The 25,730-nt window shown below is 65.6% G+C and carries 23 protein-coding genes; 14 read left to right on the top strand and 9 right to left on the bottom strand.

The window, feature by feature from the left end:
• Window positions 1-162: 162 nt before the first annotated feature.
• From CFE42_RS10505 to CFE42_RS10495, 3 genes are all read left to right on the top strand, one after another.
• Window positions 163-357: a hypothetical protein gene (locus CFE42_RS10505; protein ID WP_004627872.1), complete on the top strand. Its 195-nt coding sequence runs from the start codon at window positions 163-165 to the stop codon at window positions 355-357.
• A gap of 284 nt (window positions 358-641) precedes the next feature.
• The gene (mprF, locus tag CFE42_RS10500) at window positions 642-3,275 is read left to right on the top strand and encodes a bifunctional lysylphosphatidylglycerol flippase/synthetase MprF (RefSeq protein WP_004627871.1); all 2,634 of its coding nucleotides are present in this window, start codon (window positions 642-644) and stop codon (window positions 3,273-3,275) included.
• Window positions 3,272-5,038 carry an AcvB/VirJ family lysyl-phosphatidylglycerol hydrolase gene (locus tag CFE42_RS10495; protein ID WP_004627870.1) on the top strand — a complete coding sequence of 589 codons (1,767 nt, stop codon included), beginning with the start codon at window positions 3,272-3,274 and terminating at the stop codon, window positions 5,036-5,038. The genes mprF and CFE42_RS10495 overlap by 4 nt, the downstream gene beginning before the upstream one ends.
• 59 nt (window positions 5,039-5,097) lie before the next feature.
• On the opposite strand, the gene CFE42_RS10490 is transcribed toward CFE42_RS10495, so the two are convergent.
• From CFE42_RS10490 to CFE42_RS10480, 3 genes are all read right to left on the bottom strand, one after another.
• Window positions 5,098-6,819, bottom strand: a complete 1,722-nt coding sequence (locus tag CFE42_RS10490) for a SulP family inorganic anion transporter (RefSeq protein ID WP_004627869.1) — start codon at window positions 6,817-6,819, stop codon at window positions 5,098-5,100.
• Between the two features lie 79 nt (window positions 6,820-6,898).
• Complete coding sequence (locus CFE42_RS10485) at window positions 6,899-7,438, bottom strand: hypothetical protein (protein ID WP_004627868.1); 540 nt, start codon at window positions 7,436-7,438, stop codon at window positions 6,899-6,901.
• Between the two features lie 209 nt (window positions 7,439-7,647).
• Entirely contained in the window at window positions 7,648-8,574 is a 927-nt protein-coding gene (locus CFE42_RS10480; protein WP_004627866.1) for a LysR family transcriptional regulator, read from the bottom strand.
• 112 nt (window positions 8,575-8,686) lie between these two features.
• Between CFE42_RS10480 and CFE42_RS10475 the strand changes: the two genes are divergently transcribed.
• Both CFE42_RS10475 and CFE42_RS10470 read left to right on the top strand, forming a co-directional pair.
• Window positions 8,687-9,448, top strand: coding sequence for an SDR family oxidoreductase (locus CFE42_RS10475; RefSeq protein WP_004627865.1), 762 nt, complete (start codon window positions 8,687-8,689; stop codon window positions 9,446-9,448).
• A 55-nt stretch (window positions 9,449-9,503) separates the two neighbouring features.
• Window positions 9,504-10,460 carry an alpha/beta hydrolase gene (locus CFE42_RS10470; RefSeq protein ID WP_004627863.1) on the top strand — a complete coding sequence of 319 codons (957 nt, stop codon included), beginning with the start codon at window positions 9,504-9,506 and terminating at the stop codon, window positions 10,458-10,460.
• A 95-nt stretch (window positions 10,461-10,555) separates the two neighbouring features.
• Here the strand turns inward: CFE42_RS10470 and CFE42_RS10465 are convergent, their stop codons facing one another.
• From CFE42_RS10465 to CFE42_RS10455, 3 genes are all read right to left on the bottom strand, one after another.
• Entirely contained in the window at window positions 10,556-12,019 is a 1,464-nt protein-coding gene (locus tag CFE42_RS10465; protein WP_004627861.1) for an MFS transporter, read from the bottom strand.
• Window positions 12,020-12,085: 66 nt separating this feature from the next.
• Window positions 12,086-12,892, bottom strand: a complete 807-nt coding sequence (locus tag CFE42_RS10460) for an oxidoreductase (protein ID WP_004627860.1) — start codon at window positions 12,890-12,892, stop codon at window positions 12,086-12,088.
• 63 nt (window positions 12,893-12,955) lie between these two features.
• Complete coding sequence (locus CFE42_RS10455) at window positions 12,956-14,416, bottom strand: TolC family protein (protein WP_004627857.1); 1,461 nt, start codon at window positions 14,414-14,416, stop codon at window positions 12,956-12,958.
• Window positions 14,417-14,502: 86 nt separating this feature from the next.
• On the opposite strand from CFE42_RS10455, the gene CFE42_RS10450 reads away from it, so the two are divergent.
• From CFE42_RS10450 to CFE42_RS10420, 7 genes are all read left to right on the top strand, one after another.
• Window positions 14,503-15,117, top strand: coding sequence for a TetR/AcrR family transcriptional regulator (locus CFE42_RS10450; protein ID WP_004627855.1), 615 nt, complete (start codon window positions 14,503-14,505; stop codon window positions 15,115-15,117).
• 87 nt (window positions 15,118-15,204) lie between these two features.
• Complete coding sequence (locus CFE42_RS10445; RefSeq protein WP_004627854.1) at window positions 15,205-16,320, top strand: efflux RND transporter periplasmic adaptor subunit; 1,116 nt, start codon at window positions 15,205-15,207, stop codon at window positions 16,318-16,320.
• The gene (locus CFE42_RS10440) at window positions 16,317-19,439 is read left to right on the top strand and encodes an efflux RND transporter permease subunit (RefSeq protein ID WP_004627851.1); all 3,123 of its coding nucleotides are present in this window, start codon (window positions 16,317-16,319) and stop codon (window positions 19,437-19,439) included. The genes CFE42_RS10445 and CFE42_RS10440 overlap by 4 nt, the downstream gene beginning before the upstream one ends.
• Window positions 19,440-19,580: 141 nt before the next feature.
• On the top strand, window positions 19,581-20,222 hold the full coding sequence (locus tag CFE42_RS10435; RefSeq protein ID WP_004627849.1) for a PAS domain-containing protein: 642 nt from the start codon (window positions 19,581-19,583) through the stop codon (window positions 20,220-20,222).
• Window positions 20,219-21,196 carry a threo-3-hydroxy-L-aspartate ammonia-lyase gene (locus CFE42_RS10430; RefSeq protein ID WP_004627847.1) on the top strand — a complete coding sequence of 326 codons (978 nt, stop codon included), beginning with the start codon at window positions 20,219-20,221 and terminating at the stop codon, window positions 21,194-21,196. Before CFE42_RS10435 ends, CFE42_RS10430 begins: the two co-directional genes overlap by 4 nt.
• Window positions 21,193-21,582: a RidA family protein gene (locus CFE42_RS10425; protein WP_004627844.1), complete on the top strand. Its 390-nt coding sequence runs from the start codon at window positions 21,193-21,195 to the stop codon at window positions 21,580-21,582. Before CFE42_RS10430 ends, CFE42_RS10425 begins: the two co-directional genes overlap by 4 nt.
• A 151-nt stretch (window positions 21,583-21,733) precedes the next feature.
• Entirely contained in the window at window positions 21,734-22,615 is an 882-nt protein-coding gene (locus CFE42_RS10420; RefSeq protein WP_004627843.1) for a flagellar brake protein, read from the top strand.
• A gap of 4 nt (window positions 22,616-22,619) precedes the next feature.
• On the opposite strand, the gene CFE42_RS10415 is transcribed toward CFE42_RS10420, so the two are convergent.
• Window positions 22,620-23,504 carry a LysR family transcriptional regulator gene (locus CFE42_RS10415; RefSeq protein WP_004627841.1) on the bottom strand — a complete coding sequence of 295 codons (885 nt, stop codon included), beginning with the start codon at window positions 23,502-23,504 and terminating at the stop codon, window positions 22,620-22,622.
• Window positions 23,505-23,619: 115 nt separating this feature from the next.
• Between CFE42_RS10415 and CFE42_RS10410 the strand changes: the two genes are divergently transcribed.
• Entirely contained in the window at window positions 23,620-24,057 is a 438-nt protein-coding gene (locus tag CFE42_RS10410; protein ID WP_004627838.1) for a multidrug/biocide efflux PACE transporter, read from the top strand.
• 116 nt (window positions 24,058-24,173) lie between these two features.
• Entirely contained in the window at window positions 24,174-24,815 is a 642-nt protein-coding gene (locus tag CFE42_RS10405; protein WP_004627837.1) for a helix-turn-helix transcriptional regulator, read from the top strand.
• Window positions 24,816-24,832: 17 nt separating this feature from the next.
• On the opposite strand, the gene CFE42_RS10400 is transcribed toward CFE42_RS10405, so the two are convergent.
• Both CFE42_RS10400 and CFE42_RS10395 read right to left on the bottom strand, forming a co-directional pair.
• On the bottom strand, window positions 24,833-25,051 hold the full coding sequence (locus tag CFE42_RS10400) for a DUF1059 domain-containing protein (RefSeq protein WP_004627835.1): 219 nt from the start codon (window positions 25,049-25,051) through the stop codon (window positions 24,833-24,835).
• A 135-nt stretch (window positions 25,052-25,186) separates the two neighbouring features.
• A complete protein-coding gene (locus CFE42_RS10395) occupies window positions 25,187-25,717 on the bottom strand; it encodes a DUF3455 domain-containing protein (protein ID WP_004627834.1) in 531 nt (176 codons plus the stop codon).
• Window positions 25,718-25,730 lie beyond the last annotated feature (13 nt).

Genomic DNA, 25,730 nt, shown 5'->3' with positions numbered 1-25,730 from the left:
ACGCTTTCTGGGGCGGCTGGCGCACGGTTTGCTGAGCATCGGCTGAGTGCCGCACCCGTGGCGCCGAGCCCGCCGCCGGCCCGACATATGCCCATGCCGTCCTCCATGTCATCCTGTTAAGCCGGCTTTGCCTATTCTGGGTAAGCATCCTTGGAGAACGCCATGCCAGAGCCAGACGATCGCGCCTCACCCACCCCGGCGCCCGCCAACCCGCATCCGCCCGTGGCCGATACGCATGAGGAAGCCCTGCTCGACGAGGGCCTTGAGGAAACCTTTCCTGCGAGCGACCCGGTTTCCGTCGACGCCGGCAAGCCCAATGTGCCGCCCAAGCCGCCGGAGAGCGCGCCCAAACCGTAAAATGCGGACTGCGTGTCAACGAATCGGCTGCTTCAGCCGTATTACGTAGGCCGCAAACAACGTGCGAATCCAGCACACGGGCCGTCTGAAGCGCGGGTCGAGAGAAAACCGGCGCGCGCGACAAGCCCGTGCCGGTAGGCCAGGCTCCAATCAAGACGTCGATACCGTGCGGAGCGTGGTCTTCGGCGGTTTGTCTTGCCGCGCTCTCCCACTTCTGCGGGTCCGGATTCGCATATCGCTTCGACCCGGCACTCCGCCAAGCCAGCAGGATTTCGTTTTTCACCATGCCTGACGCCGCGTCCAACGACGCCAGTCCAACATCGCGCCGATCTTCGGCCCGCACCCCGCCTGCCGCGCCCGCCACGCCCGTGCGATCCGAATCGGGCCTAGGCCTGGCCGGCTGGATCGTGGTCGGCATGGTGCTCGTGCTTGGCGCACTCGTGTTCGACAGCCTGTATGCGCTGCTGGACCACGTGCACTACGCCGATATGGTCGCCGCGCTGCAGGCTACGCCGCGCTCGCACCTGCTGCTGGCCGTGCTGGCCACGGCGCTGAGCTACGTCGCCCTGACCGGCTACGACGCGTCCGGCCTGCGCTATGCCGGCGCGCACGTCGCCCCAGGCACGGTGGCCACCACCTCGTTCATTGCTTATGCGCTGGGCAACACCGTCGGTCTCGGTTCGCTGACGGCCGGGGCGGTGCGCACGCGCTTGTACACGGCGGCCGGGCTCGATCCTGCCCGTGTGACAGAAGCGGTCGCCTTCGATGCGGGCGCGCTTGGCGTGTCCACCACGGCCTTTGGCGCGGTCGGGCTGCTGTGGGGCGCGCCGCACATCGCTACCATTACGCATTTGCCGGCGCCGTTGCTCGAAGTCGTGGCCCTGCTGGTGCTGGCCGGCGTCGTGGCGTTGCTCGTGCTGTGCATGCGGCAGCGCCATGTGACGCTGTTCGGCCGGTGGGAGGTCCGCCTGCCGCCGCCGGGCTTGGCCGCGCGTCAGTTTGCGATTTCAGCGGCCGACATGATTGCCGCGGCGGCGGCGCTGTGGGTGCTGATGCCGGCAGGCGCGGTCGACCTACCGACGTTTGTGGCGTTCTATGCGCTGGCGGTCACGCTGGGCGTCCTGAGCCAGAGCCCGGGCGGCCTGGGTGTGTTCGAGGCCGTCATCCTTCTGGGCTGCAGCGGCCAGGCGCCGCCGGCCGAGGTGCTGGCCGCGCTGCTGTTCTACCGCGCCATCTATTTCCTGCTGCCACTGGTCGTGGCCGCTGCCATGCTTGGCGCCTTCGAGTTGCGCTCCGGCGCCGGGGCACCGTTCGGCCGCGCTGCGGTCAAGTTGTCGCCGGGGCTGTTGGCCGCGCTGACGATGGTGGCCGGCGTGATGCTGCTGGTCTCGGGCGTCACCCCTGCCAGCGACGAAGCGGAAGACCTCCTGCGCATGCATGTGCCGCTGTTCGTGGTGGAAGCCTCGCACATGATCGGTAGCGTGGCGGGGCTCATCATGCTGTTTGTCGCACGCGGGCTGCTGCACCGGCTGGATGCCGCGTGGTGGGCGGCGCTGGTGCTGTCGCTGCTGACCGGCGTGCTGGCGCTGCCCAAGGGCATTGCCGTGTCGGAGATGGCGGTGCTGGTGACGCTGGCGGTGCTGCTCGTCATCTCGCGCCGGCAGTTCGATCGGCCGTCGTCGCTGTTCTCGCAGCGGCTGGAGGCGGGGTGGCTGCTTGCCATGGTGTGCGTGTTTGCGGCGTGCGTGTGGATTCTCTTCTTCGCCTACCGCGAGGTGGCCTACGCCAACCAGCTCTGGTGGCAATTCACATTTGACGGCGATGCGCCACGTTCCATCCGCGCGCTGATGGCCGTGGCCGTCACCGGGCTCGGCTTCGGCATGTGGCAGCTCTTTCGCAAGGAGCCAGGCGTTACGACCTTCCCGAGCGACGAAGAACTCGCCCGCGCGGCCGAGATCGTCCGCAAGCAGCCTGCCGCCGATGCCACGCTCGCGCTGATGGGCGACAAGAGCCTGCTGTTCTCGCCGTCGGGCAACGCGTTCATCATGTACGCCAAGCAGGGGCGCTCGTGGGTGGCGCTGTCCGACCCCGTGGGCGCGCAGCAGGAGTGGCCCGAGCTGATCTGGCGCTTTATCGAAATGGCCGACGCACATGGCGGGCGCGCCGCGTTCTACAAGACGCGGCCGCAGACGCTGCCGCTGTATCTCGATGCCGGCCTGCGTGCCTACAAGCTGGGCGAAGAGGCGTATGTGTCGCTGCCCGACTTCAGCCTCAAGGGCTCGCGCCGCGCCAATCTGCGCCATGGCGTGACGCGCGGCGAGCGCGAAGGGCTGTCGTTCGAGATCATCCCGACGGCAGACGTGCCGACCGTCCTGGACGAATTGCGGGCCATTTCCGATGAATGGCTGCGCAATCAGAACGCGCGCGAGAAAGGCTTCTCGCTCGGCGCATTTGACGACCGCTACATCCGCAGCCAGCCCGTGGCCGTGGTGCGCCGCGAGGGCGTCATCGTGGCGTTTGCCACGCTGATGTGCCCCGATGTGCTGCGCATCGAGGCGAGCGTGGACCTGATGCGCTATCGCAGCGACGTGCCGCCCGGCACGATGGATTTCCTGTTTGGCAAGGTCATCCTCCACTTCCAGGCGCAGGGGTATCAGCGTTTCGGGCTGGGCATGGCGCCGATGTCGGGCATGGTTGAGCATCAGCTTGCGCCGCGCTGGCACCGCTTCGGACGGATGATGTTCCGGCACGGTGCGCGCTTCTACAATTTCAGAGGGCTGCGCAATTTCAAGGACAAATTCGAGCCGGTGTGGGAAGCCCGCTACCTGCTCGCACGTGGCGGTATCGCGCCGCTGTTCACATTGACGGACGTCGCTGCGCTGATCGGCGGCGGCTTGAAGGGAGTGATCTCCAAATGAGTTGGCAAGCACCGCGCACGCAAGAGGCGCGGCATCGGGGAGTGCTACGCAAAGGCTTGCGTTTGGCCGGGCATGTGGGTGCGGTCGGCATGGTGCTGGCAGCGTCCTGGGCCATCGCCGCCGACGCTCCTGCGCCTACATCCAAACCGACGCCCGTGCAGGGCGCGGTGCTGGTTCCTCCCGTGGGCATGACGGGCGCCAGTGGTGTCGTGGCAGTGCCGCCGCGCGGTGACATGCCGCCTCGGCTGCAAATGAGCGGGCCGGCCGTGACGGCCAACAAGGCTGCCAACGGCGGCGTGTTGTCGCTGCCGGTGGTGGCGCCCGCTACGCCCGCCGCCGCACCGGGCGCGGTCGAGTTCGTCACGCACGGGCGTTTTCGCGATGTGCCGGTCTATAAGCCGAAGGGCGAAATCCGCTCCGTCGTGCTGATGCTGTCGGGCGACCTGGGCTGGACGCCCGCCGCATCGCGCATGGCAGAGAGCCTCGCGCAGCAGGGCGCATTGGTGGCAGGCCTGTCGACGCCTGCGCTGTTCGCCAGCCTGGAGGCAGATCCGGGCGATTGCGCTTTCCCCGATGGCGATCTCGAAAACTTCAGCCGCTTCCTGCAGGCCTACGAAAAGGTGCCCGGCTACTACCCGCCCATCCTCGTTGGCGACAACGAAGGCGGTGCGCTGGCCTACGCCATGATTGCCCAGGCGCGCCCGAACATCTTTGCCGGGGCCATGTCGATGGAGTTCTGTCCGGTGCTGGAGCTGCGCAAGCCGTTGTGCAAGGGCGAGGGCGTGCACTTCAGCCGCCGCATGAGCGAGAGCCGCACCACGGCCAAACGCGTCAAGCCGCCCGAGAACGCCGGGGTGGTGCTCCTGCCGGCCACGAAGTTGTCTGCGCCTTGGGTGGCGCTGCAATCCGCCACGCCGACGTCGTTTGCGCGCCGCTCCGGTCCGCTGTGCGACGCGCGTGCCACGCAAGCCTTCATCGATACGATTTCCGGGGCGCAATCGGTGGCGTTGCCGGCCATGGCAACGGGCGCCAATGCGCCGCCTGTGACAGCCAGCGAACCGTTCAAGACCGCCTTCGCCAAGCTTGTCGCCCAGCGCAAGCCGCCGCCCCCGCCGCCGCCCGCGGCGGTGTCTGACCTGCCGATCATCGAAGTGCCCGCGCAGCCCGGGTCATCGTCCGAGTTGTTTGCGGTGCTGCTCTCGGGAGACGGCGGTTGGGCGGGGCTGGACAAGGAGGTCGCGGCCGCGCTGTCCAAGTCGGGCGTGCCCGTGGTGGGCATCGATTCGCTGCGCTACTTCTGGACGCCCCGCACGCCGGCCTCTGCCGCCGCCGACATGGACCGCCTCGTGCGTTTCTATGCGTCGCGCTGGAAGAAGCAGAAGGCCCTGTTGATCGGCTATTCGCAGGGCGCAGACGTGCTGCCCTTCATCGTCAACCGGTTGCCAGCGGCGTCGCGCGAGCATGTCGCGCTGGCGGTCATGATGGGCCTGGGCAAGCGTGCCGATTTTGAGTTCCACATGACCAACTGGGTGTCGAGCAGCGCCTCTGGCTTGCTGATCCTGCCCGAGGTGCAGAAGCTGCCGGCGGGGCTGGGCATGTGCATCTACGGCAAGGAAGAGAAGGACACCAATTGCCCGGGCCTGGATCCGAAGCAGGTGCAGCTCGTGAAGCTGCCTGGCGGCCATCACTTTGATGGCGATTACGCCAAGCTCGCGCGCATCATTCTCGAAGGCGCGCGTGCACCGGGCAACGCCTCGCGCTGATACGCCGGTCCCGGGGCTGACGCGCTTCGCGCACCGTGTTGTGCCCTGGCGTTGTCGCGCTAGGCGCCGGCCGGTGTGCTGGGCGTTGCGGCCAGCGACTGCACGCATTCATCCACGCTCAACTCGTGCAGCATCTCGGCACGCAGTGTGCTGTCGGTAGCGCGCTGCAAGACTGTCAGCGCGCGCGGCTTGAGGCGCACGAGCATCAGTTGCAGGCCGCGCGCCGCACATTCGGCGGCAAAGACGCGCAGCGCTTCGATGGCCGAGCCGTCCACGTCCGGCGTTTCTTCCAGGCTCAGCATGATGGCGCGCAGCGCGGGCTCGTGCGGTTGTTGAAGCATCGCACGAACCTTGCCGAGTACGCGCTCAGTGTTGGCGAAGAACAGGGGCACTTCGGGCCGGACGATCAGCACCCCGGGCACGGGCTTGGCCTCAGGGTGCAGAGACACGTCGACGAAATCATGGCTCCCGCGCAGGCGGCCGAGCACGCTCACGTTGGGCTCGGAGAGCTTGCGCAGGGTGAGCAGCAGGCTCACGCCAATTGCGGCGAGCAACCCGTGCAGCACGCCCAGCACCAGCACGGCGAGCAACGCGGCAATCACCACCAGCCGATCGCGGTGCCAGGCCCAGTACGGTTTGAAGACGGCCGGATGCAGCGAATGGCTGACCGCAAAGATCACGATGGCCGCCAGCACCGGCTCGGGAATGCGCGCAAGCTCCGGCAGGAACAGCCACACGATCAGCGCCACCACGACCGCCGCGCACAGCCCGGCCAGACGTGATTGCGCGCCCGCGGCTTCGTTGGCAGAAGTGGCTGAATACCCGGCGCCGACGGGCATGCCGTGCAGCAGGCCCGAGAGCAGATTCGCACAGCCCAGTGCGACGAGGTCGCGGTTGGCGGAGATGCCATCGCCGTGCTTGAGCGCGAAGTTGCGGATGGAGCCGTAGGATTCGGCGTAGAGGATCAGCATGAGCGCAAAGCCGAGTTCGGCGCTTTGCATCCATTGCACCCGGTTCAGCGCCGGCACGCCGAAGCTGATGTTCTGCAAGTCGATATGGCCGACCACGGCAATGCCATAGCTGTGCCAGTTGATCCAGTAGCCGGCCGCGATGGCGAGCACGATGACGACCAGCGTGGCCGGAATGCGCCCCCAGCGGCCCAGGCCGAAGAGCAGGGCGAGTGCGATGGCACCCAATGCGGTGCTGTACGGGTTGGCACTGGCCGCGCTGCTGATCAGGTCCAGCGCAACGCGTGGCGTGTCGCTGTGGTGAACCGTTACGTCGAGGATCTTGGGCAATTGCTTGACGGCAATCGTCAGCGCCAGCCCGAACGTGAAACCGCGCAGCACCGGCCGCGCGATGAAATCCGACATGCCGCCCAGCCGCGCCGCACCGGCCAGGATAAACAGCACACCCGTTGCGATGATGAGCGCCGCCGCCATCGTGAGCGCCGTCGCACTGCTGGCGCCGGGCTCCGAGAGCACCGTCGCAAACAGCACGGCGGCCGACGATGACGTGGCCGAGACAATCGCAAAGCGGCTCGAGCCGAGCAACGAGTAGACCACCAGACCGCACAGCAATGCGATCAGCCCGGCCTGCGGCGGCAGGCTGGCGATGCCCGCGTAGGCAACGGCTTCGGGCAGCAACAGGCCCGCAATCGAGAACCCGGCGATGACGTCGCGCACCGCGCGCTGCTGTGGCGGCTGGGGCGGCGCATCCAGCGGGGCGAAGCTCTCTGGGTGTTGCAGGGCGGCGGCGGGATGTTCGTTGCTCGGGGGCATGCGACGCGGTGATCCGGCTGAAATGGACGACGCCGCGACCCGGGCGGGCCGCGGCGTACGGGTTGGCTGCAGGCGTGTCTTACTTGGTACAGGCCTTGTTGCGGCTTGGGCGCATGCCGGCGGCCTTGGCGTCGGCTTCGGTCATGTATTCGCCTTGCTTGGTCTTGCCGTAGTAGCGATCGCCCGGGCAGTGGTAGACCTTGGTGCTGGCATTGGCCCATACCTTGTCGGGGCCGCCGCCAGGGGCAACGGTGGCCGCTGCGGCCGCGGCCGGTTTGGCAGGCGCTGCTGCTGCGGGTTTGGCTGCTGGCGCCGGAGCCGGTGCTGCGGCAGGCGCCGCAGGAGCCGCGGCCGCAGGTTTGGCCGGAGCCGATGCGGCAGGCGCCGCTGCGGGCGCGGCAGCCGGAGCACCGCCTGCGCTGGCTTTCTTGTCGACACCACCGTGGCCGCGGCAGGCGCCCTTGAGCGTCGCGCCGCTATAGGGCGTGCCGTCCTTGCAGACCGCGTGGACGGCCGCCGGGGCCGCTGCCGGTGCGGTGGCGGGTGCGGCGGTGCCTTGCGCAAACGCTGAACCCATCACCAGCGCACCGATTGAAAACATCAACGCAGACAGTTTCATAACGAGACCCCCAACGAGGCACGGAAATACGTGCGTGACCGATTAACGCTGGCCGACAGCGCGCGTTGACCAACCCGAGGGTTTGTCAGAAGACAAACGCTGCAACGTTGATCATTCCGCAACAGTCGGCGTCGCTTGTGTTGCGCCGACGGGCGATGCGAAGTCGGCGCCATCCCAGCATAGGCAAGATCACACGGCGCGGCGAAGTTTCAGGCGAATGTGTCGATGCCCTGCACCAGCCGCCTGGCCAAGCGGGGCTGCCGTAGCTGCTCAAGCCACCATTGGAGTGCGCGGCCCTCGCCGTCGACATCGCCGCTGCGCCAGCCGACGTAGAGCAGGTTCGGCTCGCGCGGATCGGTGGTACGTTTTTCCACCAGCTCGCCGCGCGCCAGCAGCGACGCCACGCGGTGCCTCGGCAGCCAGCCGACGCCCAGGCCGTCGCGCTGGGCAAGCGTCTTGGCACGCATGCTGGGCACGGCCAGCGTAGGCTGCCCGCTCAGCATCCCATAGGCGCGGCCGGCGGTGGTGCGCGCCGAATCGGCCACCACCACGGCGCGATGCCGGGCGATTTCCTCGCGCGTGAGCGGCGCGTCGACGGCTGCAAGCGGGTGTCGTGGCGACACGGCAAATACCCATTCCACCACCCCCAGCTCGAACCACCCAAGGTTCGGGATGGAAGGCGGCTCGTTGGTCGCCCCGATCACGAGATCGGCGCGGCCGTCGCGCAGGGCCTCCCAGGTGCCGGCCAGCACTTCGTGCGTCACGCGCAGCGCCACGCCCGATTGCAGCGCATCGAACGCGTGCATCACTGGCATGAGCGATTCGAACTCCAGCAGCTCGTCCGTCACGATCCACAAGCGGTCTTCCCAGCCGTTGGCCACCTGCCGCACGCGCTGCGTAACACGCGACACATCCTGCGCCAGCCGCGCGGCTTCTTCCGTCAGCAACTGCCCGGCGCGCGTGAGCTGCAGCCGGTAGCGACGGCGATCAAACAGCAGGGCGTCGAAGCGCTGCTCCAGTTGGCGTGCGGCATATGACACGGTCGACGGCGCCTTGCCCAGTTGCGCCGCCGCGCGCGACAGGCTGCCCGTCTGGCGGATGGCCTCCAGGAGTGCCAATTCTTCGTCCGTCAACATGTGCAATTCCTTCGAACGTGTTCATCGTCCGGATCGTATGGCAAACCGCTTGCCCGCGTCCACACTGCAGTCACGCGATTGTTCAAGTTCAACTTTCCTACTGGAGGACATCATGAATCGCTTCGAAGGCAAGACCGTTCTGGTCACTGGCGGCAACAGCGGTATTGGCCTGGCAGCCGCCCAGGCATTTGCGCGGGAAGGCGCCCGCGTGGTCATCACCGGCCGCGATGCGGCAGCGCTGGAAACGGCGCGCGCCACGCTGGGCACGGCCGGCGGCAATGCGGCCCTCGCCATCCGTAACGAAACCGGCACCGTGGCAGCCGCGCGCGAGCTGACCCGCCAGCTGCAGGAGGCCGGCGTGCGTCTGGACGCTGTGTTCATTAACGCCGGCATGGCCAAGTTTGCCGCCGTCCCGGACGTGGAAGAAGCCCTGTGGGATGCGACCTTCAACGCCAACGTGAAGGGCGCGTTCTTCCAGATGCAGGCGCTGCTGCCCATCCTCAACAAGGGCACGTCGATCGTGCTGAACGGCTCCATCAACGCGCACATCGGCATGCCGAATTCGTCGGTCTATGCGGCAAGCAAGGCTGCGCTGATCTCGCTGGCGAAGACGCTGTCGGGTGAGCTGATTGGCTCGGGAATCCGCGTGAATGTGGTCAGCCCAGGCCCGGTGACGACGCCGCTGTACGGCAAGCTCGGGCTGGATGCCGACACGCTGGCCGCCACCGCCGCACAGATCCAGGGCCAGGTGCCGCTGGGCCGCTTTGGTCAGCCGGAAGAGATTGCGTCGACGGTGTTGCATCTGTCGGCGCCCGAATCGGCCTTCATTGTCGGCACGGAAATCATTGCCGATGGCGGCATGAGCCAGCTTTAACCCAACTCTTGTTACGGCGTGCCGCACACCGCGTGCGGCACGGCTGGAGATCATCATGAAGATTCTTCCCAACCTGGTAAGCCACCTGGGCGCTGCCCTCATCGGCCTGGCTGCGCTGCACGCGCATGCCGCACCCGCCGTGCATGACCGCATGGTCGAGGCTGCGGGCTTGCTGATTCACACGCTGCAGGCCGGCAACGGCCCCGAAACGCCCGTCGTGCTGCTGCATGGCTATTCCGAGACCAGTCACATGTGGCTGCCGCTGATTCCGCGTCTGGCCGACCGCCGCGTGGTGTTGGCGCCAGACCTGCCGGGAGCGGGCACCTCGTCGATTCCCGCGTCGGGCTTCGATAAGACGACGCTTGCGCAGGATATCCACGCCATGGTGCAGGCCATGGGCTATCGCAAGGTCAAGCTGGTCGGCCATGACATCGGTCTGATGGTGGCGTACGCCTATGCCGCGCAATACCCCGACGAAGTGGAAAGCATCACGCTCATGGACGCCTTCCTGCCCGGCGTGGGTGACTGGCAGAAGGTCTGGCTGCTGCGCGACCTGTGGCACTTCCATTTCTATGGCGACACTCCGCTCAAGCTGGTGCAGGGCCGCGAGCGCATCTACTTCGAGCACTTCTGGAACGACTTTGCGGCCGATCCCAAGCACTCGGTGCCCGAAGCCGACCGCCAGTTCTACGCGCGCACCTACGGCCAACCCGGGCGCATGGCGGCAGGGTTCGAATATCTCCACGCCTTCCCGCAGGATGCGGTGGACTTTGCGGGCTTTGCGAAGACGCCGCTCAAGATGCCGATGCTTGTACTGGCGGGCGAAAAGGCTTCCGGCGCCTTCCTGATCGAACAGGCAAGGATGGTGGCGACCAACGTGAACGGCGTCACCATCAAGGGCTCCGGCCACTGGCTGATGGAAGAAGCGCCCGAGGCCAGCATGACCGAACTGGTGCGTTTCATCAACGCCCCGCAAGCCGAGACCAGCATGCGTTCGCGCGCGGCCGACTGAGTGGTGTGGGGGTGGATTGGGTCACGGAATTCACCCCACGCTTTGCCACGTGCTCTACGAATTGCGCGGGTTTCGCCGGCAGACGGGCGGGCGGATTACCTGGACTGAGCAATAGCCCGGGGCAGCGTGTTGACGGGCAGGCACAGGACTGCGGTCAGCAGTGCCAGGCTCATATGGCAGAGGTAGAGCGCATTGAAGTCGGCGCGCTGCAGACCGGCGCTGCCGAGCAGCAGCACCGTCAGGGCGACGCCCATGACGGAACCGATTTGCCGTATCGCCTGATTGATTGCGCCGCCGACCGCGTAGTGCTCTGCAGGCAAATGACTGACGGCGGCCCCTGACAGCGACGGCAGCACCATGCCAACGCCCACGCCGCTGAGCAGCATGCCGGGCAGCCAGTGGGTCAGGTAAGCGGGAGTCAGGCCGGGCACCAGCAAAAACCAGACGGCACTGCTCGCATAGAGCACGCTGCCCGCGACCAACAGTGGGCGATGGCCATGGCGGCTCGCGATCCGGCCTGAGAGCATGGCCACCGGAATCACCAGCAGCGGCCCGGGCGTGATGGCCAGCCCGGCCACCGGCAGCGAGTAATGCCAGATCGACTTCATGTAGAAAAAGAAGCCGAAGAACATCATCGAGAATGCCGTGCCGAAGCTCAACGTGGCGAGATTGACGTATCGGTAAGTCGGGTTGCGAAACAGCCTCAAATCGACGAGCGGCGCCCTTGCAACGCGAGCCCACGCGACAAATCCGACGATGCTCACGAGCCCGATGGCGGCAATCCCGAGGAGTTCATCGCGCGACCATCCAGGCGACTCCGATTGCACGATGGACAGCGCCAAAGCCGCCGTGCCGATCATCAGCATGCCCATCCCGAACAGATCCAGCGGGCGTCTGGTGCCGTGCTGTCTTGTCTCGACGAGAAGGGTGGCGCCACGCCACATCGCCGTCAGCCCCAGAGGCACGTTCAGATAGAACGCCCACTGCCAGCCGATCGATGCGATCACGAACGCCCCGAGGCTTGGGCCCACCGCGGCAGCCAGCGCACCCACCGCTCCCCATAGACTGATCGCCACCGCGCGCTTGCTGACCGGAAACGCCGCCAGCACGAGCGAGAGCGACGCGGGCGTCAGCAGCGCAGCGCCAACGGCTTGCAGCACGCGGGCTGCAACGAGCCACCCGACGCTCGGCGACAGGCCACACGCAACGGACGCCGCAAGGAACAAGGCGACACCGATCAGAAACACCTTCTTGCGCCCATGCTTGTCCGCCAATCCGCCCGATGGAATGAGCGTTGCCGCGTACGCCACGGTGTAGGCATTCAGCACCCAGGAAAGGTCCGCCGCAGTGGCGTGAGGAAAGCCTGCGCGTAAGGCGCTGAAGGCGGCGAACAGCATCGTGCCATCCATCGAGACCAGGAACACCGCCACGCTGGCGATCCAGAACACCGGCCAAGGCGATGCGGTGTTGGTGTGTGCGGCGGGCAACGCCACGGGAATCGTGGCAGTTGCTCCAGTTGTTCCGCTTGTTCCAGTGGCTGCGCTGTCGGGAGGCGTCATGGGATTCTTCCGATTTCGACGATGGGTCGCCGGGTCTGTTTCAGGTAACACGCGTCAGCTTCGGCTTCAGGACAGGCCAAACGTCTTCCTCAAGCCCGAGTCGACCGGGCCAGACGGCATGAAGCGGCGCAGCCTGCTCAGCAGTGTCGCCTCGCCCTTGGGCGTGCGGCGCATCTTCCATGCACCGAACGCGGCATCGACGACCGTGCTCGCGACGCTGTCGGCGTCCGGGGCTTTTTGAACACTCTTCCGAATCGTCTGCGAAACGGCGCCGCGCTCGGCGTCGTAGGCCGAGACCTTGGACGCCACATCAGGCGCGTTGGCATCCAGGCTCGTCTTGGTGAACGACGGCTCCACCAGCGCGACACGAATGCCGAACTTGCGCACTTCGTGATCCAGCGTCTCCGACAGGCCTTCCACTGCGTGCTTGGACGCCGAATACAGGCTCATGTAAGGCGCAGGCAGAAAGCCGAGCACCGAGCTGATGTTGACGATGCGGCCTGAGCGCTGCGTGCGCATGTGCGGCAATACCGCGCGCGTGGTCCGCAGGATGCCGAACACGTTGGTGTCGAACAGCGCCTGCGCTTCGGCGATCGACGTCTCTTCGGTCGCACCCAGCAGCGTCACGCCGGCACTGTTGACCAGCACATCGATGCGCTTGGCCAGCTCGATGATGGTCTGGACGGCGCGCTGAACCGATGCTTCATCGCGGACGTCCATCTCGACCAGCTCAACGCCCGGGAGCGGCTGCGCTTTGGCGAGGTTGCGCACGGTGCCGAAGACCCGGCAGCCCCGCAGGGCGAACTTTGCGGCGGTGGCACGACCAATGCCCGAGGACACGCCGGTGATGACGACAACGTTGGAATTCGACATGGCAATTTCTTTCTCGGTGAGTGAAAACGTGCTGCGTTAGGCGGTTGTTGTGAGGTTGTGCGGCTATTTGCTGGCAACGGCGGTCGATGCGTTCGGATTCCAGCCGCCACCCAGCGCCTTGAATGCCGCGACTGCAGCGCGTGCCGATTCCGTTTGCGCCTGGGCGCGCGCATCGGATGCACGCAACAGGCTTTCGTCGGCCTGCAGGACTTCGATGAGGCTGACGACGCCTTTCTGGTACGCAGCGAACGAGGCGTTTCGCGCGCGGCCAAGCGAATCCACGCCTTGGGTGAGCACGGCCGCCTGCTCTTCACACTTGACCAGGGCGGAAAAGGCGTCTTCCACGTCTTCCGTGGCGCGCAGCGCGGCGAGCCGGTATGCGGCCAGCATCTCTGCCTCTTGCCCCTTGGCCTGCTCGATCTGCGCGTTGATGCGCCCGAAGTCGAACAGGCGCCAGCGCAAGCCCAGCACGCCGGCAAACTGACTGGCACCGCTGCCAAACAGGCTGCCGGCGCCCACCGATGTGGCGCTGCCCAGCAGCCCGCCAAGCGAGAACTTCGGGTAGTACTCCGCAATGGCGACGCCGATGCGTGCGTTGGAAGCCGCGAGCCGGCGCTCGGCGACGATGAGGTCGGGGCGCCGCCGCAACAGTTCGCCCGGTGATCCGCTGATCGAAATCCGTGGCGCAGCAGGGATGTCGCCGTCTTGCGCAAGCTCGGCCCTGTGCGTGCCCGGCAGTGAGCCCAGCATGACGTCGAGCGCGTTCATCGCCGCGTCGAGGCGGGTCTCAAGCTGCGGAATGGAAGCCCGCACCTGGGCCAGCGCGCCCTCCGCCTGTCTGACCTGAAGTTCTGCCGCCAGCCCCTTGCCGTACAGCAGGTTGACCGTGGAGAGCAGTTCCTCTTGCGTCTTTACCTGCTGACGTGCCACGCGCAGGCGTGTCTGCAAGCCGCGGACCGTGATGTAGATGTCGGCCGTCTGTGCGGCCACGGCCAACCGCGTGGCAACCGCGCCCGCCTGGGAGGCTTCGTAATCCGCCAGCGCGGCTTCCCGGCCACGGCGCAGGCCGCCGAACACATCCAGCTCCCAGCTTGCATTGGCGTCCGCTTCAAGCGCATTGCCATAGCGGTCGAAGCCGGGTCGGGAATTCAAGACGCGGCCCAACGGGGTCTCGACGGACTGATAGGCGCGCCCCGCCTGGCCTGTGACGTTGCCCGAAGGCAGTAACGCGGCGTTGGCGGCGCCAAGGCCTGCACGCGCTTGCGTGACGCGGGCGAAGGCCTGGGCAAGGCCCAGGTTCTGTTCCAGCGCCAGCTGCACGAAGCGCGTCAGTTGCGGATCGCCAAAACCTGCCCACCACGCCGACAGATCGGCTGCGGTGGTGGCGCTGCGCTGTTCCACGGCCGTCTGGCCAAGGAATTTGGCTGGAGCCGGCATATCGGGCTTCACATAGTCCGGGCCGACGGCGCAGCCTGCTGCCAGGGCGGCAACGATGAGTGCGGTAAGGGAGTGTTTTGGCAACATGGGCGACTTCCATCGAAACTTTTAGTGACTATAGTACAAATTGGTCACAAGTTGTTCAATGATTGCGACTCGCGTAAGCTGACGCCATGAAGACCACTCCTTACCCCGTTTCCGCCCGCGGTCCGGCGGATCACGACGTGCGGGACCAGATCGTCGCCGCCGCCACCGAGCATTTCAGCCGCTATGGCTATGAGAAGACCGCCGTGTCCGATCTGGCCAAGGCCATCGGCTTTTCCAAGGCCTATATCTACAAGTTCTTTGAATCCAAGCAGGCCATTGGCGAGATGATTTGCGCCAACTGCCTGCGCGAGATCGAGACCGACGTCAACGCGGCACTGGCCGAGGCCGGCTCGCCGCCCGAGAAGCTGCGGCGGATGTTCAAAGCCTTGACGGAGGCCAGCCTCCGGCTGTTTTCCCATGACCGCAAGTTGTATGAAATTGCCGCCTCGGCAGCGACTGAGCGCTGGCAGTCTGTGATCGCCTATGAAGGCCGTATCCAGACGTTGTTGCGCGATGTGCTGCAGGAGGGCCGCGAGACCGGAGACTTCGAGCGCAAGACGCCATTGGACGAAACCACGGCAGCCATTTACCTGGTCATGCGTCCGTACATGAATCCGCTGCTGTTGCAGTACAGCTTTGACTACACAGAGACGGCGCCCGGGCTGCTCTCCAGTCTGGTGCTGCGGAGTCTTTCCCCCTGATGCGCAGATTTTTTCTTTGTGACCATTGACTATTTTGGTCACTAGAACCAGAATGAAAGCCCAGATCATCTCGTCGATGGGGCTTTCATGTTTTCGCGTCGCTTTGTTATCTCTACCGTTGCTTTTGCGTTGCCCCTCGCGCTGAGTGCGTGCGGCGAAAAAGCCCCCGTCGACCCGCGCACCGAGGCGCCCTTGGTGCGTGTGGTGGTCGTTCAACCGGCGGTTTCCGCATCCCGTTCATTCACGGGCGTCGTGGCTGCCAAGGTGCAGAGCGACCTCGGCTTTCGGGTGCCCGGAAAAGTGTTGGAGCGGCTGGTTGACGCGGGGCAGACCGTCAAGCGCGGGCAGCCGCTGATGCGCATCGACCCGGTTGATCTGAAGCTCGCCGCGCATGCGCAGCAGGAAACCGTGGCGGCCGCACGGGCACGCGCGCAACAGACGGCCGAAGACGAGGCGCGCTACCGCGATCTGCGTGGAACCGGGGCGATTTCTGCCTCGGCCTATGACCAGGCCAAGGCTGCTGCGGACGCGGCCAAAGCGCAACTCAGCGCCGCGCAAGCGCAGGCCGATGTGGCGCGCAACGCGAGCCGTTACGCCGAGCTGGTTGCAGACGGCGACGGCGTGGTCATGGAAACGCTGGCGGAGCCCGGCCAGGTCGTCAACGCAGCGCAGGCTGTGGTGCGCCTCGCGCACGCGGGCCGACGCGAAGCGGTGGTCCAGCTGCCGGAAACCTTGCGGCCGGCGATTGGCTCGGTTGCACAGGCAACGCTTTTTGGCGCGGAAACTGCCGGCGTGCCGGCCAAGCTGCGGCAACTTTCGGACGCGGCCGATCGGCTGACCCGCACCTTCGAAGCGCGTTACGTGCTGGACGGGGATCTGGCGAATGCGCCGCTGGGCTCCACCGTAACGATCCAGATTGCCGATCGGCCTGCCACTGCGCAAGGCGACGTGCAGGTGCCACTCGGCGCAGTGTTCGATGCTGGCAAGGGCCCGGGCGTATGGCTCATCCAGGGTGAGCCTGCCAAGGTGTCGTGGCGGTCCGTCACCATCGCGCGGGTGGGGGATGAAGGCGCGCACGTCGGTGGGCAGGTCAAGCCGGGCGACCGCATCGTCGCGCTCGGCGCGCAACTGCTGCGTGAAGGGCAGCAGGTGCGCGTAGCGGGCCAGGATGCCGGCACTGCCATCGCGGGGGTGCGACTGTGAGCCAAGGCCGCTTCAACCTGTCGGCGCTCGCCGTGCGCGAGCGTGCCGTCACGCTGTTCCTCATCTGCCTGATCTCGGTGGCAGGTCTCATTGCCTTCTTCAAGCTGGGCCGTGCGGAAGACCCCGCTTTTACGGTCAAGGTGATGAACATCGTCACCGTGTGGCCGGGTGCCTCCGCGCAGGAAATGCAGGATCAGGTGGCCGAGAAAATTGAAAAGCGCATGCAGGAGTTGCGCTGGTATGACCGCACGGAAACATACACGCGGCCGGGGCTGGCGTTCACCACGTTGACGTTGCTCGACAGCACGCCGCCGTCCGAAGTGCAGGAGGAGTTCTACCAGGCGCGCAAGAAAGTCGGCGACGAGGTGGCCAACCTGCCGTCGGGCGTGATCGGGCCGATCGTCAATGACGAATATTCGGACGTGACGTTTGCGCTGTTCGCGCTCAAGGCACAGGGCGAGCCGCAACGTGCTCTGGTGCGCGATGCGGAGACGCAGCGCCAGCGTCTGCTGCACGTGCCCGGCGTGAAGAAGGTCAACATCATCGGCGAACAGGCGGAACGCATCTACGTCGAGTTCTCTCATGACCGGCTGGCGACCCTTGGGGTGAATCCACAAGACGTTTTTGCCGCGCTCAACACCCAGAATGCGCTAGCCGCTGCGGGCTCGGTGGAAACGAAGGGGCCGCAGGTGTTCATCCGCCTGGATGGCGCGTTCGACGAGCTGCAGAAGATTCGCGATACGCCGGTGGTCTCGCAGGGCCGTACGCTGAAGCTGTCCGACATTGCCACCGTCAAGCGTGGTTATGAGGATCCGGCCACGTTCATGGTGCGCAATGGCGGGCAGCCAGCCTTGCTGCTGGGCATCGTCATGCGCGAAGGCTGGAACGGCCTGGACCTGGGCAAGGCGCTCGACAAGGAAGTCGGCGCCATCAATGCGAACATGCCGCTCGGCATGAGCCTGACCAAGGTGACGGACCAGGCGGTCAACATCGCCGCCTCTGTCGACGAGTTCATGCTGAAGTTCTTTGCGGCGCTGCTCGTGGTCATGCTGGTGAGTTTCGTCAGCATGGGGTGGCGCGCCGGCCTGGTGGTGGCTGCGGCCGTGCCGCTGACGCTCGCCGTGGTGTTTGTTGTAATGGCCGCGACAGGCAAGAACTTCGACCGTATCACGCTGGGCTCGTTGATCCTCGCGCTGGGCCTGCTTGTGGACGACGCGATCATTGCCATCGAAATGATGGTGGTGAAGATGGAAGAGGGCTACAGCCGTGTGGCCGCATCAGCCTACGCGTGGAGCCACACTGCGGCACCCATGTTGTCGGGCACGCTGGTGACGGCGGTCGGCTTCATGCCCAACGGTTTCGCGCGATCGACGGCCGGGGAATACACCAGCAACATGTTCTGGATTGTCGGTATCGCGCTGATTGCGTCGTGGGTGGTGGCGGTGGTGTTCACGCCTTACCTGGGCGTGAAGATGCTGCCCAACTTCAAGAAGGTCGAAGGCGGACACGATGCGATTTACGACACGCCGCGCTATAACCGTTTCCGCCAATTGCTCGGGCGCGTGATTGCGCGCAAATGGTTGGTCGCGGGTGCCGTGGTGGGCCTTTTCGCGCTAGCCATTGGGGGCATGGCGATCGTCAAGAAGCAGTTCTTCCCGATTTCGGATCGCCCGGAAGTGCTTGTCGAGGTGCAGATGCCTTATGGCACGTCGATCAACCAGACCGACGCGGCCACCGCCAAGCTGGAAGCGTGGCTGGCTAAGCAGAAGGAAGCCAAGATCGTGACGGCCTACATTGGCCAGGGTGCACCGCGCTTCTATCTGGCGATGGGGCCGGAGTTGCCGGACCCATCGTTCGCCAAGATCGTGATCCGCACCGATAGTCAGGAAGAGCGCGACGCGTTGAAGCAGCGGCTGCGTCAGGCCGTTGCAGACGGCCTTGCCCCAGGGGCGCGTGTGCGTGTCACGCAGCTCGTGTTCGGTCCGTATTCGCCGTTCCCCGTGGCCTATCGCGTGACCGGCCCGAACGCGGAAACGTTGCGCCGCATCGCGGCCGATGTCCAGCATGTCATGGACGCCAGCCCGATGATGCGCACAGTCAATACCGATTGGGGAATGCGCGTGCCCACGCTGCACTTCACGTTGCAGCAGGATCGCTTGCAGGTCGTTGGGCTGACCTCCAGTGCCGTCGCACAGCAACTGCAGTTCCTGCTCAACGGCATTCCGGTGACGGCGGTGCGCGAGGACATTCGCACTGTGCAGGTCACTGCGCGCTCCGCCGGCAATGTTCGACTGGACCCGGCCCGGATCGGCGACTTCACACTGGCTGGCGCCAACGGGCAACGCATTCCGCTCTCGCAAGTCGGCAAGATCGATGTGCGCATGGAAGAGCCGATCATCCGCCGACGCGATCGCATGCCCACCATCACGGTGCGCGGCGATATCGCTGAAGGCCTGCAACCGCCCGACGTGTCGACGGCCATTAGCAAGCAGCTTGCTCCGATCATCGAGAAACTGCCGAGCGGGTACCGCATTGAACAAGCCGGTTCCATCGAGGAGTCGGGTAAGGCGACGAAGGCCATGTTGCCGCTGTTCCCGATCATGCTGGCGGTTACGCTGCTGATCCTCATCTTCCAGGTGCGGTCCATCCCCGCCATGGTCATGGTGTTCCTGACCAGCCCCTTGGGCCTCATTGGCGTGGTGCCCACCCTGATCCTGTTCGGGCAGCCGTTTGGTATCAACGCGCTGGTGGGCCTGATTGCGTTGTCGGGCATCCTGATGCGCAACACGCTCATCCTCATCGGGCAGATTCAGCACAACAAGGACGAAGGGCTCGATCCGTTCCGGGCTGTGGTGGAGGCCACCGTGCAGCGCGCGCGGCCGGTGATTCTGACGGCGCTGGCAGCCATCCTGGCCTTCATTCCGTTGACGCATTCGGTGTTCTGGGGCGCGCTCGCCTACACGCTGATCGGCGGGACGTTTGCCGGAACGATCCTGACCCTGGTGTTTCTGCCGGCGATGTACTCCATCTGGTTCAAGATCCGGCCCGGCCGCGCCACCCATGTGCAGCCCGCGCAGCATGAGACCGCGCCAGGCTCAGCACAGCTGCTCCCCGAATAACGTTTTAGCCGCCTGCCCGCGTTACCTCCGTTCTCTCTCGACCTTCGGGCAGGCGTTTTTTTTCTCGGCCGGGAGGGGCGCCGCGCACGGCAGCCAACATGGCATTGACGAAATGTCAGTAACTGACGTATCGTCAGTGCTATGAAGCCCACTGAAGAAAACCGCCTTCTGCTGCGCGAAGGCCGAAAGATCGTCGAGGCGCTGGGCAAGACGCTGGCGCCGCTGGTGGAAGTCGTCCTGCACGACCTGACCGATCCCGATCATGCCGTCGTCGCCATCGCCAACAACCTGTCCGGCCGCCAGGTGGGCGACGCCGTGACGGAACTGGGACTCGCGCGCCTGGCCGACCCCGACTTCCCGGAAGTCATCGAGAACTACGCCAACCGGTTTCCCGACGGGCGCCCGGCCAAGAGCACATCGATCGGGCTGAAGAACAGCCGCGGCGATTACGTGGCGGCCATCTGCCTGAACATGGATGTCTCCATGCTGCATGCCGTGACCACCGGCCTCACGCAACTGATGCGCGTTGATGCGGCTGCGCCGCCAGTGCCCGAGTCGCTTGGCTCCCGTCGCGTGGAAGACGTGCGCATCGCGCTCGAACAGTTTGCTGCCGCCCGCAACACCACACCCATGGCCATGACCCTCGACCAGCGCCGCGAGGCTATGCGCGAACTGGCCGTCAGTGGCCTGCTGAACTTGCGCCGCGCGCTGACCGAAGTCGCCCAGACACTCGGCGTGGCGCGCTCCACCGTCTACACCTATCTTCCCGAGGATCTCGCATGAGCCTGCCCATTTCCTACGACGACGTCGTTGCCGCCCACGCCCGCCTGCAGGGTGTCGCCCACAAGACGCCGGTGCTGACCTCTGCCACCGCCAACGCCATGACCGGCGCCGAACTGTTCTTCAAGGCCGAGAGCTTTCAGCGCATGGGCGCGTTCAAGTTTCGTGGGGCGTACAACGCGCTGTCGCAATTCACGCCGGAGCAGCGCAAGGCGGGCGTGATCACGTTTTCGTCGGGCAACCACGCGCAGGCGATTGCGTTGTCGGCCCGGCTGCTCGGCATGCGCGCCGTCATCGTCATGCCGAAGGACGCGCCTGTCGTGAAGGTGGAGGCCACGCGTGGCTACGGCGGCGAGGTGGTGTTCTTCGACCGCTACACCGAAGACCGCGAAGCCATCGGCCGCCAACTGGCCGAAGAACACGGCCTTACGCTGATCCCGCCGTACGACCATCCGCACGTGATGGCCGGGCAGGGCACGGCTGCCAAGGAACTGATCGAAGAGGTCGGCCCACTGGATGTGCTGCTGGCCCCGCTGGGCGGTGGCGGTCTGCTCTCCGGCTGCGCCACGGCGGCGCGCGCGCTGAACCCGGCGTGCAAGATCTTCGGCGTGGAGCCCGAGGCAGGCAACGACGGCCAGCAGAGCTTGCGCAAGGGCGAGATCGTCCACATCGATACACCCAAGACGCTGGCCGACGGCGCGCAGACGCAGCACCTGGGCAACTACACGTTTGCCGTGATTCGCGAGCTGGTCGACGACATCGTGACCGTGAGCGATGCAGAACTCGTCAGCGCCATGCAGTTCTTCGCCTCGCGCATGAAGGCCGTGGTCGAGCCCACCGGCTGCCTGGCTGCAGCTGCGGTGCTGAACGGCAAGGTCGATGTGCGAGGCAAGCGCGTTGGCGTGATCCTGTCGGGCGGCAATGTGGATCTGCAACTCTTCGCCAAGCTTGTGCTGGGCGCGGAGGCAGCGAAATGAGCGATGCACGCTACCTGAACGCGCCGCAACTGCGCCCGCCTGCGGGGCATTACTCGCACGCGGTCTGCGCCAATGGCTTCGTGTTCGTCGCCGGACAGATTCCCGTGACGCCCACCGGCGAAAAGCTCGTTGACGCGCCGTTCGAGACGCAGGTGCGGCAGGTGCTGTCGAACCTCGACGCTGTGCTTGCCGCTGCCGGCACAGACCGCTCGCGTCTGGTGCAGGTGCGCGTGTACGTGACTGACATGGAATCGCACTGGCCCGCGTTCGATGCGCTCTATAGCGCGTGGATCGGCGAGTTGCGTCCGGCGCGCGCCGTCGTGCCGGTACCGACGCTGCACTACGGGCTGGCTGTCGAGATTGAGGCCACTGCAGTTGCTGGGTGACGAAAACGCTTGCCGTTGATGCAGGTCAGGCGGGGAGGGTTGATGCGAGTTGCTCTCAGACGATTTGCCGGCCATTGTTACAAAATGGCGGGCGTACCTGCCAAGGCATTTGCCTTGGCCCGCCCATGACAGACGCGATCCTTTGCCACCCATGATCCTTCAGAAAACGCGGCAACTCACGCAGGAAGACGTTCCGGTCGGTCAACCGCTGCCGTTTCCCCTGGCTGACAGTGTGGGCCGGCTTTTGCTGCCCGCCGGTGCTGTCGTGCCGGATGCCGAAGACGTTCGCCTTCTGTTCCATCACGGCCCGGTGCTGGCACTGGCAGAAGGTGATGACATTGCCGCCGTGCCTGCTACCGCGCCCGCAGAAGCTCCGCCCCGCATTGGGTCGGCTGGCCTGAGTGTCGGCACGGTCTTGCAGGTGCAGGAGAAGTCCGCACCGCTACGTGGCCTGCTCCCGTGCCGCCTGATCGGTTATATCGAAGGCGAAGCGCTGTTTGTCACGCAGCCAGCCGACGCCAAGCGCACGCTGCGGCCCGAGCCGCGAGACGTGCTGATACTGCGCGGTTTTTCCGGCCGCTCGGTATTCACCATGATGTGCAGCGTGGTGTCGGTGGGACAGTTTCCCTCGCCGTATCTGGTCTTGTCGGCGCCCATCAAGATGCAGAAGATGCCGCTGCGCCGTGCCAAGCGCGTGCAGGTCCGGATCGGGGCGCGCGTGCGTGCGCAGGGGCAGGCCGCGTCGGCTGCGGATCGCGTGGCGGTGATCCGCGACATCTGCCTGAACGGTGCGCTGGTGCAGAGCGCCAACCCTGCGTTCCAGCCCGGCGACAGACTCGCCCTGGATTTCAATGCCTACGTGGACGGCCAGTTGGAGACGTTTTCCCTGACCGGCCGGGTGGCAAGCGGGTCGCCTGCGCTGGGCACAACCGCATCTGCGTTTCCTTCGTTTGGCGTGGAATTCACGCTGTCGAAAGAGCAGACAGCCCAACTCTCGCATCTGATCATCGAACGGCTGGACGAAAACGCGTGAGTGCCTAGCCCGCCAGCATCGTTTCAAGGAGCCAGGCGCCGGCCTGCCCAAGTGTGCGATTGCGTGACCATACGGCGTCCACCGGCACGAGGCGGGGCCAGCCCCGTGCACGCACCTCATGCAACCGGTCTGCCGCGAAGTGATCCACCAGCCAGCGCGGCAGCTCCGTCCACCCGAAGCCCAGCACGGCCATTTCCAGAAGCATTAGGTAGCTCGGTGCAGACCAGCGGCGCAGGCTGCGCACGGGCACCGCGTCGGTGCGTGGCCCCGTCGGGTCGACGAAGGTGTTCAGCCGTAGCTCTCGCGCCTCGCGCAGGATGGCGTGCGGCACTTCCTCGTCGCCGTATCGGGCGAGTGGGTGCTGCAGCCCCACGAACAGCCCGATCTCCGATTGCTCTGCAATGGTCGCCCAGCCGATATCGGCCGGATATGCCGCCTGCGCGGCCACCAAACCGATCTGGGCACGGCCCAACTGGATGATGTCGACCACGTCTTCGTGTTCGGCGATCAGGCATTCGAGTTCAAGATCGGGGTAGCGCTGCTCGAGTGTGGCCAGCGTTTGCTCGTAGCGATCGGATTGGTAGGTGTCAGACATGACGAGCGTCAGACGCGCCTCCAGACCGCCGGCCATCTGGGCGGCCATGCGGTCCATCTGCGCGCTGGCGTCGAGCACGCGGCGCACCTGAGTGAGCATCGCGTGGCCCGCTTCGGTCAAGGTGGGCTGGCGCGTGCTGCGGTCGAACAGTGTCAGACCGAGGTCGATTTCAAGATTGGCGATCGCCTCGCTGATCGTGGATTGCCGCTTGCCCAATTTTCGGGCCGCGGCGGAAAAGGAACCCAGCGTAGCGGCTTCGGCAAACGCCAGTAAGGCTTCGGGTGAATGGCGCATTGGGCACTCCGGACGGCGATGTATCGCCCAATATATCGGAAAAACCGATATTAATGAACTGGATCATACCGTTCATACCGATGAAAATGCACCTCGTTCTTTGGAGGTAATTGCAATGCAAGTCATACAGAAAACGCCAGCTGAGCGCCTTGTGCATGCGCTGACGTTCGAGTTGGTTGCCATGCTGATTTGTGCGCCGTTGTTCAGCTGGCTGATGGAACTGCCGTTGGCTGAGATGGGTGTGATGACGCTCATGTTTGCTGCGGTGGCGATGGTGTGGAACATGGTGTTCAACGCCATCTTCGAGCGCGTGGAGCGTCGCTACAGGCTCTCGCGTACCGTGGTCCTGCGGGTGGTCCACGCCTGTCTGTTCGAGGGTGGGCTGGTCTTGATGCTGGTGCCACTGGCCGCCTGGTGGCTCGACGTGGGTCTGTGGGAAGCGTTCGTGCTCGACATCGGCATCATGCTGCTGTTCCTGCCGTACACCTTCTTCTTCAACCTCGCATACGACCATCTGCGCGCACGTTGGATGTCGCGCCGCGCGCTGGCCTGATCCACGCGATGGGCTTAGGGCAAAAGGAGCAGTGCGGGAGGTGACGCGCTTCCTATAATGAAGTCCCTTTCGAAACGGGCGCAGCGGTCGCAAGCCGCTGCGCCCGTATTGCCTTCATGCCGCGTCTTTCTGTCACGTCACCTCATGCCTCGGCAACCGTGCTGCGCCAATGCTACGTAGCGGCGTGCGCGGGCGATGCCGTGGGCGTGATGAACGTGCTGCGCGATGCGTGCGGCGCGGACCATGCAGCGGCCATGATCCGGTGGCGCGTCGATGGGAGGTGGCACTGGGCGGCATCGCGCGGCGCACGCTCGGCCGACGTGCTGCTGCATGCGGTACGCGGTGACGGCGTCGAAGCGTGGCCGATGGCCGATGCGGAAGTGCGCGGGGCGGTGTGGCTCGATTACCGCAAGGCGGGCGTGCCGCAATCCATGCAGCATGGTGCGGCGCCGCAAGCGTTGCTGCCGCACTTTGCGCAGGCACTGCCGTTGTGCTGGCAACGCGTTGCGGCGCGCGCGGGCATTTCGCCTGCGCAGCCGGCCAGCCTCTGGCTGACCGACGCATTCCACCTGACGCGCCGCGAAGCCGATGTTGCCGATCTGCTCGCAAGCGGCTCCGACCCAGCCTGCATTGCCCGCACGCTGGGCATTTCACTCGACACGGTGCGCACGCACCTCAAACACGTCTACCGCAAGACCAACACGCACAGCCAGTGCGACGTGGTGCGGCTGATGCTGGCGCTGTCTGCGCGCCGGTAGGCGGTGTTGCATCTGGATCAGACCGTGGCCATCTTTGGTGGCGCCACGGCGGGGGTGCCGTCCTGGAAAAGCGTTTGCAGTTGCGCCCGCAACTCGGGCGAATCGGTGTGCTTGTGCACGGAAACGGCATGCTGCACAGCCGCCTCCAGCAGTTCGGCATCGCTGTCGGCGCTGATGGCGACCGAGCAGTTGGTCTCGCTGGGGAAGGCGCGGCAATCGATGTAGCGGCGGCCCATGGCAGTGCTCCTGGAATGACGAATGACGACGGCGCGACGCGGTGAACAACCGGTCGCGTGTGTCTTCGTTATAGGGGTGCCAGGGGAGAGCGGCGTCCCCTGTATGGGGTATGGCGCTGTATGTGCGACGCTGCGTCAGTCGAGGAAAACGTACTGTGCCAGGTACGGGCTGCGGCCTTCCTGGCCTTCTTCCGTGCAGGGCTGTGCCGGTGCGATGCCGCCATGGGTCTGCAGCCGTTGCACGTATCGCACACTGCTCAACAGCCCCGCGCCGCCAGCATTGGTGGCATGCAGCAACAGTAGCGGAATGGCGCCGGCTTCCGCGGTGTTGGGTGCCTGCTGCAAGACTTTCCCTGTGATCTTGCTGCCGTCGGAGGCTTCCCAGCTTGGGCCCGCACCGTGTTTGACGATGAGCTTGCCGCTCCCATCGTAAAGATCAGCCAGCGGAGCTTTGAAGGCCCACGCCAGGGGCTTGTCGCCGTCGCGCTTGCAAACGTAGATCTGCACCCCCGTAGCGGATAGCGTGGCGACGGTGTGGTGAGACTCGGACGGTTGCAGTGCGGCGGGGGCTGTTTGCGCCGTCACCGTCTGCGCGACCGTCATGGCCAGCGCGAGCAAGAGGGCAGATGAGACTGCGCAGCGCGACGTGCGGGTCAGGTTCGGCATGGTTTTCCTTGTG

The organism is Ralstonia sp. PBBBR1 (genome assembly GCF_002256165.1).
Classification (GTDB): domain Bacteria; phylum Pseudomonadota; class Gammaproteobacteria; order Burkholderiales; family Burkholderiaceae; genus Ralstonia; species Ralstonia thomasii.
Note: the sequence above shows the minus strand (reverse complement) of the source record. Positions and strands in the feature narration are given on the sequence as shown.

Excerpts from the sequence above, each read along its gene's own strand:
- CFE42_RS10505 (WP_004627872.1), top strand. The coding sequence starts at position 163 with ATGCCAGAGCCAGACGATCGCGCCTCACCCACCCCGGCGCCCGCCAAC.
- mprF (WP_004627871.1), top strand. The coding sequence starts at position 642 with ATGCCTGACGCCGCGTCCAACGACGCCAGTCCAACATCGCGCCGATCT.
- CFE42_RS10495 (WP_004627870.1), top strand. The coding sequence starts at position 3,272 with ATGAGTTGGCAAGCACCGCGCACGCAAGAGGCGCGGCATCGGGGAGTG.
- CFE42_RS10490 (WP_004627869.1), bottom strand. The coding sequence starts at position 6,819 with ATGCCCCCGAGCAACGAACATCCCGCCGCCGCCCTGCAACACCCAGAG.
- CFE42_RS10485 (WP_004627868.1), bottom strand. The coding sequence starts at position 7,438 with ATGAAACTGTCTGCGTTGATGTTTTCAATCGGTGCGCTGGTGATGGGT.
- CFE42_RS10480 (WP_004627866.1), bottom strand. The coding sequence starts at position 8,574 with ATGTTGACGGACGAAGAATTGGCACTCCTGGAGGCCATCCGCCAGACG.
- CFE42_RS10475 (WP_004627865.1), top strand. The coding sequence starts at position 8,687 with ATGAATCGCTTCGAAGGCAAGACCGTTCTGGTCACTGGCGGCAACAGC.
- CFE42_RS10470 (WP_004627863.1), top strand. The coding sequence starts at position 9,504 with ATGAAGATTCTTCCCAACCTGGTAAGCCACCTGGGCGCTGCCCTCATC.
- CFE42_RS10465 (WP_004627861.1), bottom strand. The coding sequence starts at position 12,019 with ATGACGCCTCCCGACAGCGCAGCCACTGGAACAAGCGGAACAACTGGA.
- CFE42_RS10460 (WP_004627860.1), bottom strand. The coding sequence starts at position 12,892 with ATGTCGAATTCCAACGTTGTCGTCATCACCGGCGTGTCCTCGGGCATT.
- CFE42_RS10455 (WP_004627857.1), bottom strand. The coding sequence starts at position 14,416 with ATGTTGCCAAAACACTCCCTTACCGCACTCATCGTTGCCGCCCTGGCA.
- CFE42_RS10450 (WP_004627855.1), top strand. The coding sequence starts at position 14,503 with ATGAAGACCACTCCTTACCCCGTTTCCGCCCGCGGTCCGGCGGATCAC.
- CFE42_RS10445 (WP_004627854.1), top strand. The coding sequence starts at position 15,205 with ATGTTTTCGCGTCGCTTTGTTATCTCTACCGTTGCTTTTGCGTTGCCC.
- CFE42_RS10435 (WP_004627849.1), top strand. The coding sequence starts at position 19,581 with ATGAAGCCCACTGAAGAAAACCGCCTTCTGCTGCGCGAAGGCCGAAAG.
- CFE42_RS10430 (WP_004627847.1), top strand. The coding sequence starts at position 20,219 with ATGAGCCTGCCCATTTCCTACGACGACGTCGTTGCCGCCCACGCCCGC.
- CFE42_RS10425 (WP_004627844.1), top strand. The coding sequence starts at position 21,193 with ATGAGCGATGCACGCTACCTGAACGCGCCGCAACTGCGCCCGCCTGCG.
- CFE42_RS10420 (WP_004627843.1), top strand. The coding sequence starts at position 21,734 with ATGATCCTTCAGAAAACGCGGCAACTCACGCAGGAAGACGTTCCGGTC.
- CFE42_RS10415 (WP_004627841.1), bottom strand. The coding sequence starts at position 23,504 with ATGCGCCATTCACCCGAAGCCTTACTGGCGTTTGCCGAAGCCGCTACG.
- CFE42_RS10410 (WP_004627838.1), top strand. The coding sequence starts at position 23,620 with ATGCAAGTCATACAGAAAACGCCAGCTGAGCGCCTTGTGCATGCGCTG.
- CFE42_RS10405 (WP_004627837.1), top strand. The coding sequence starts at position 24,174 with ATGCCGCGTCTTTCTGTCACGTCACCTCATGCCTCGGCAACCGTGCTG.
- CFE42_RS10400 (WP_004627835.1), bottom strand. The coding sequence starts at position 25,051 with ATGGGCCGCCGCTACATCGATTGCCGCGCCTTCCCCAGCGAGACCAAC.
- CFE42_RS10395 (WP_004627834.1), bottom strand. The coding sequence starts at position 25,717 with ATGCCGAACCTGACCCGCACGTCGCGCTGCGCAGTCTCATCTGCCCTC.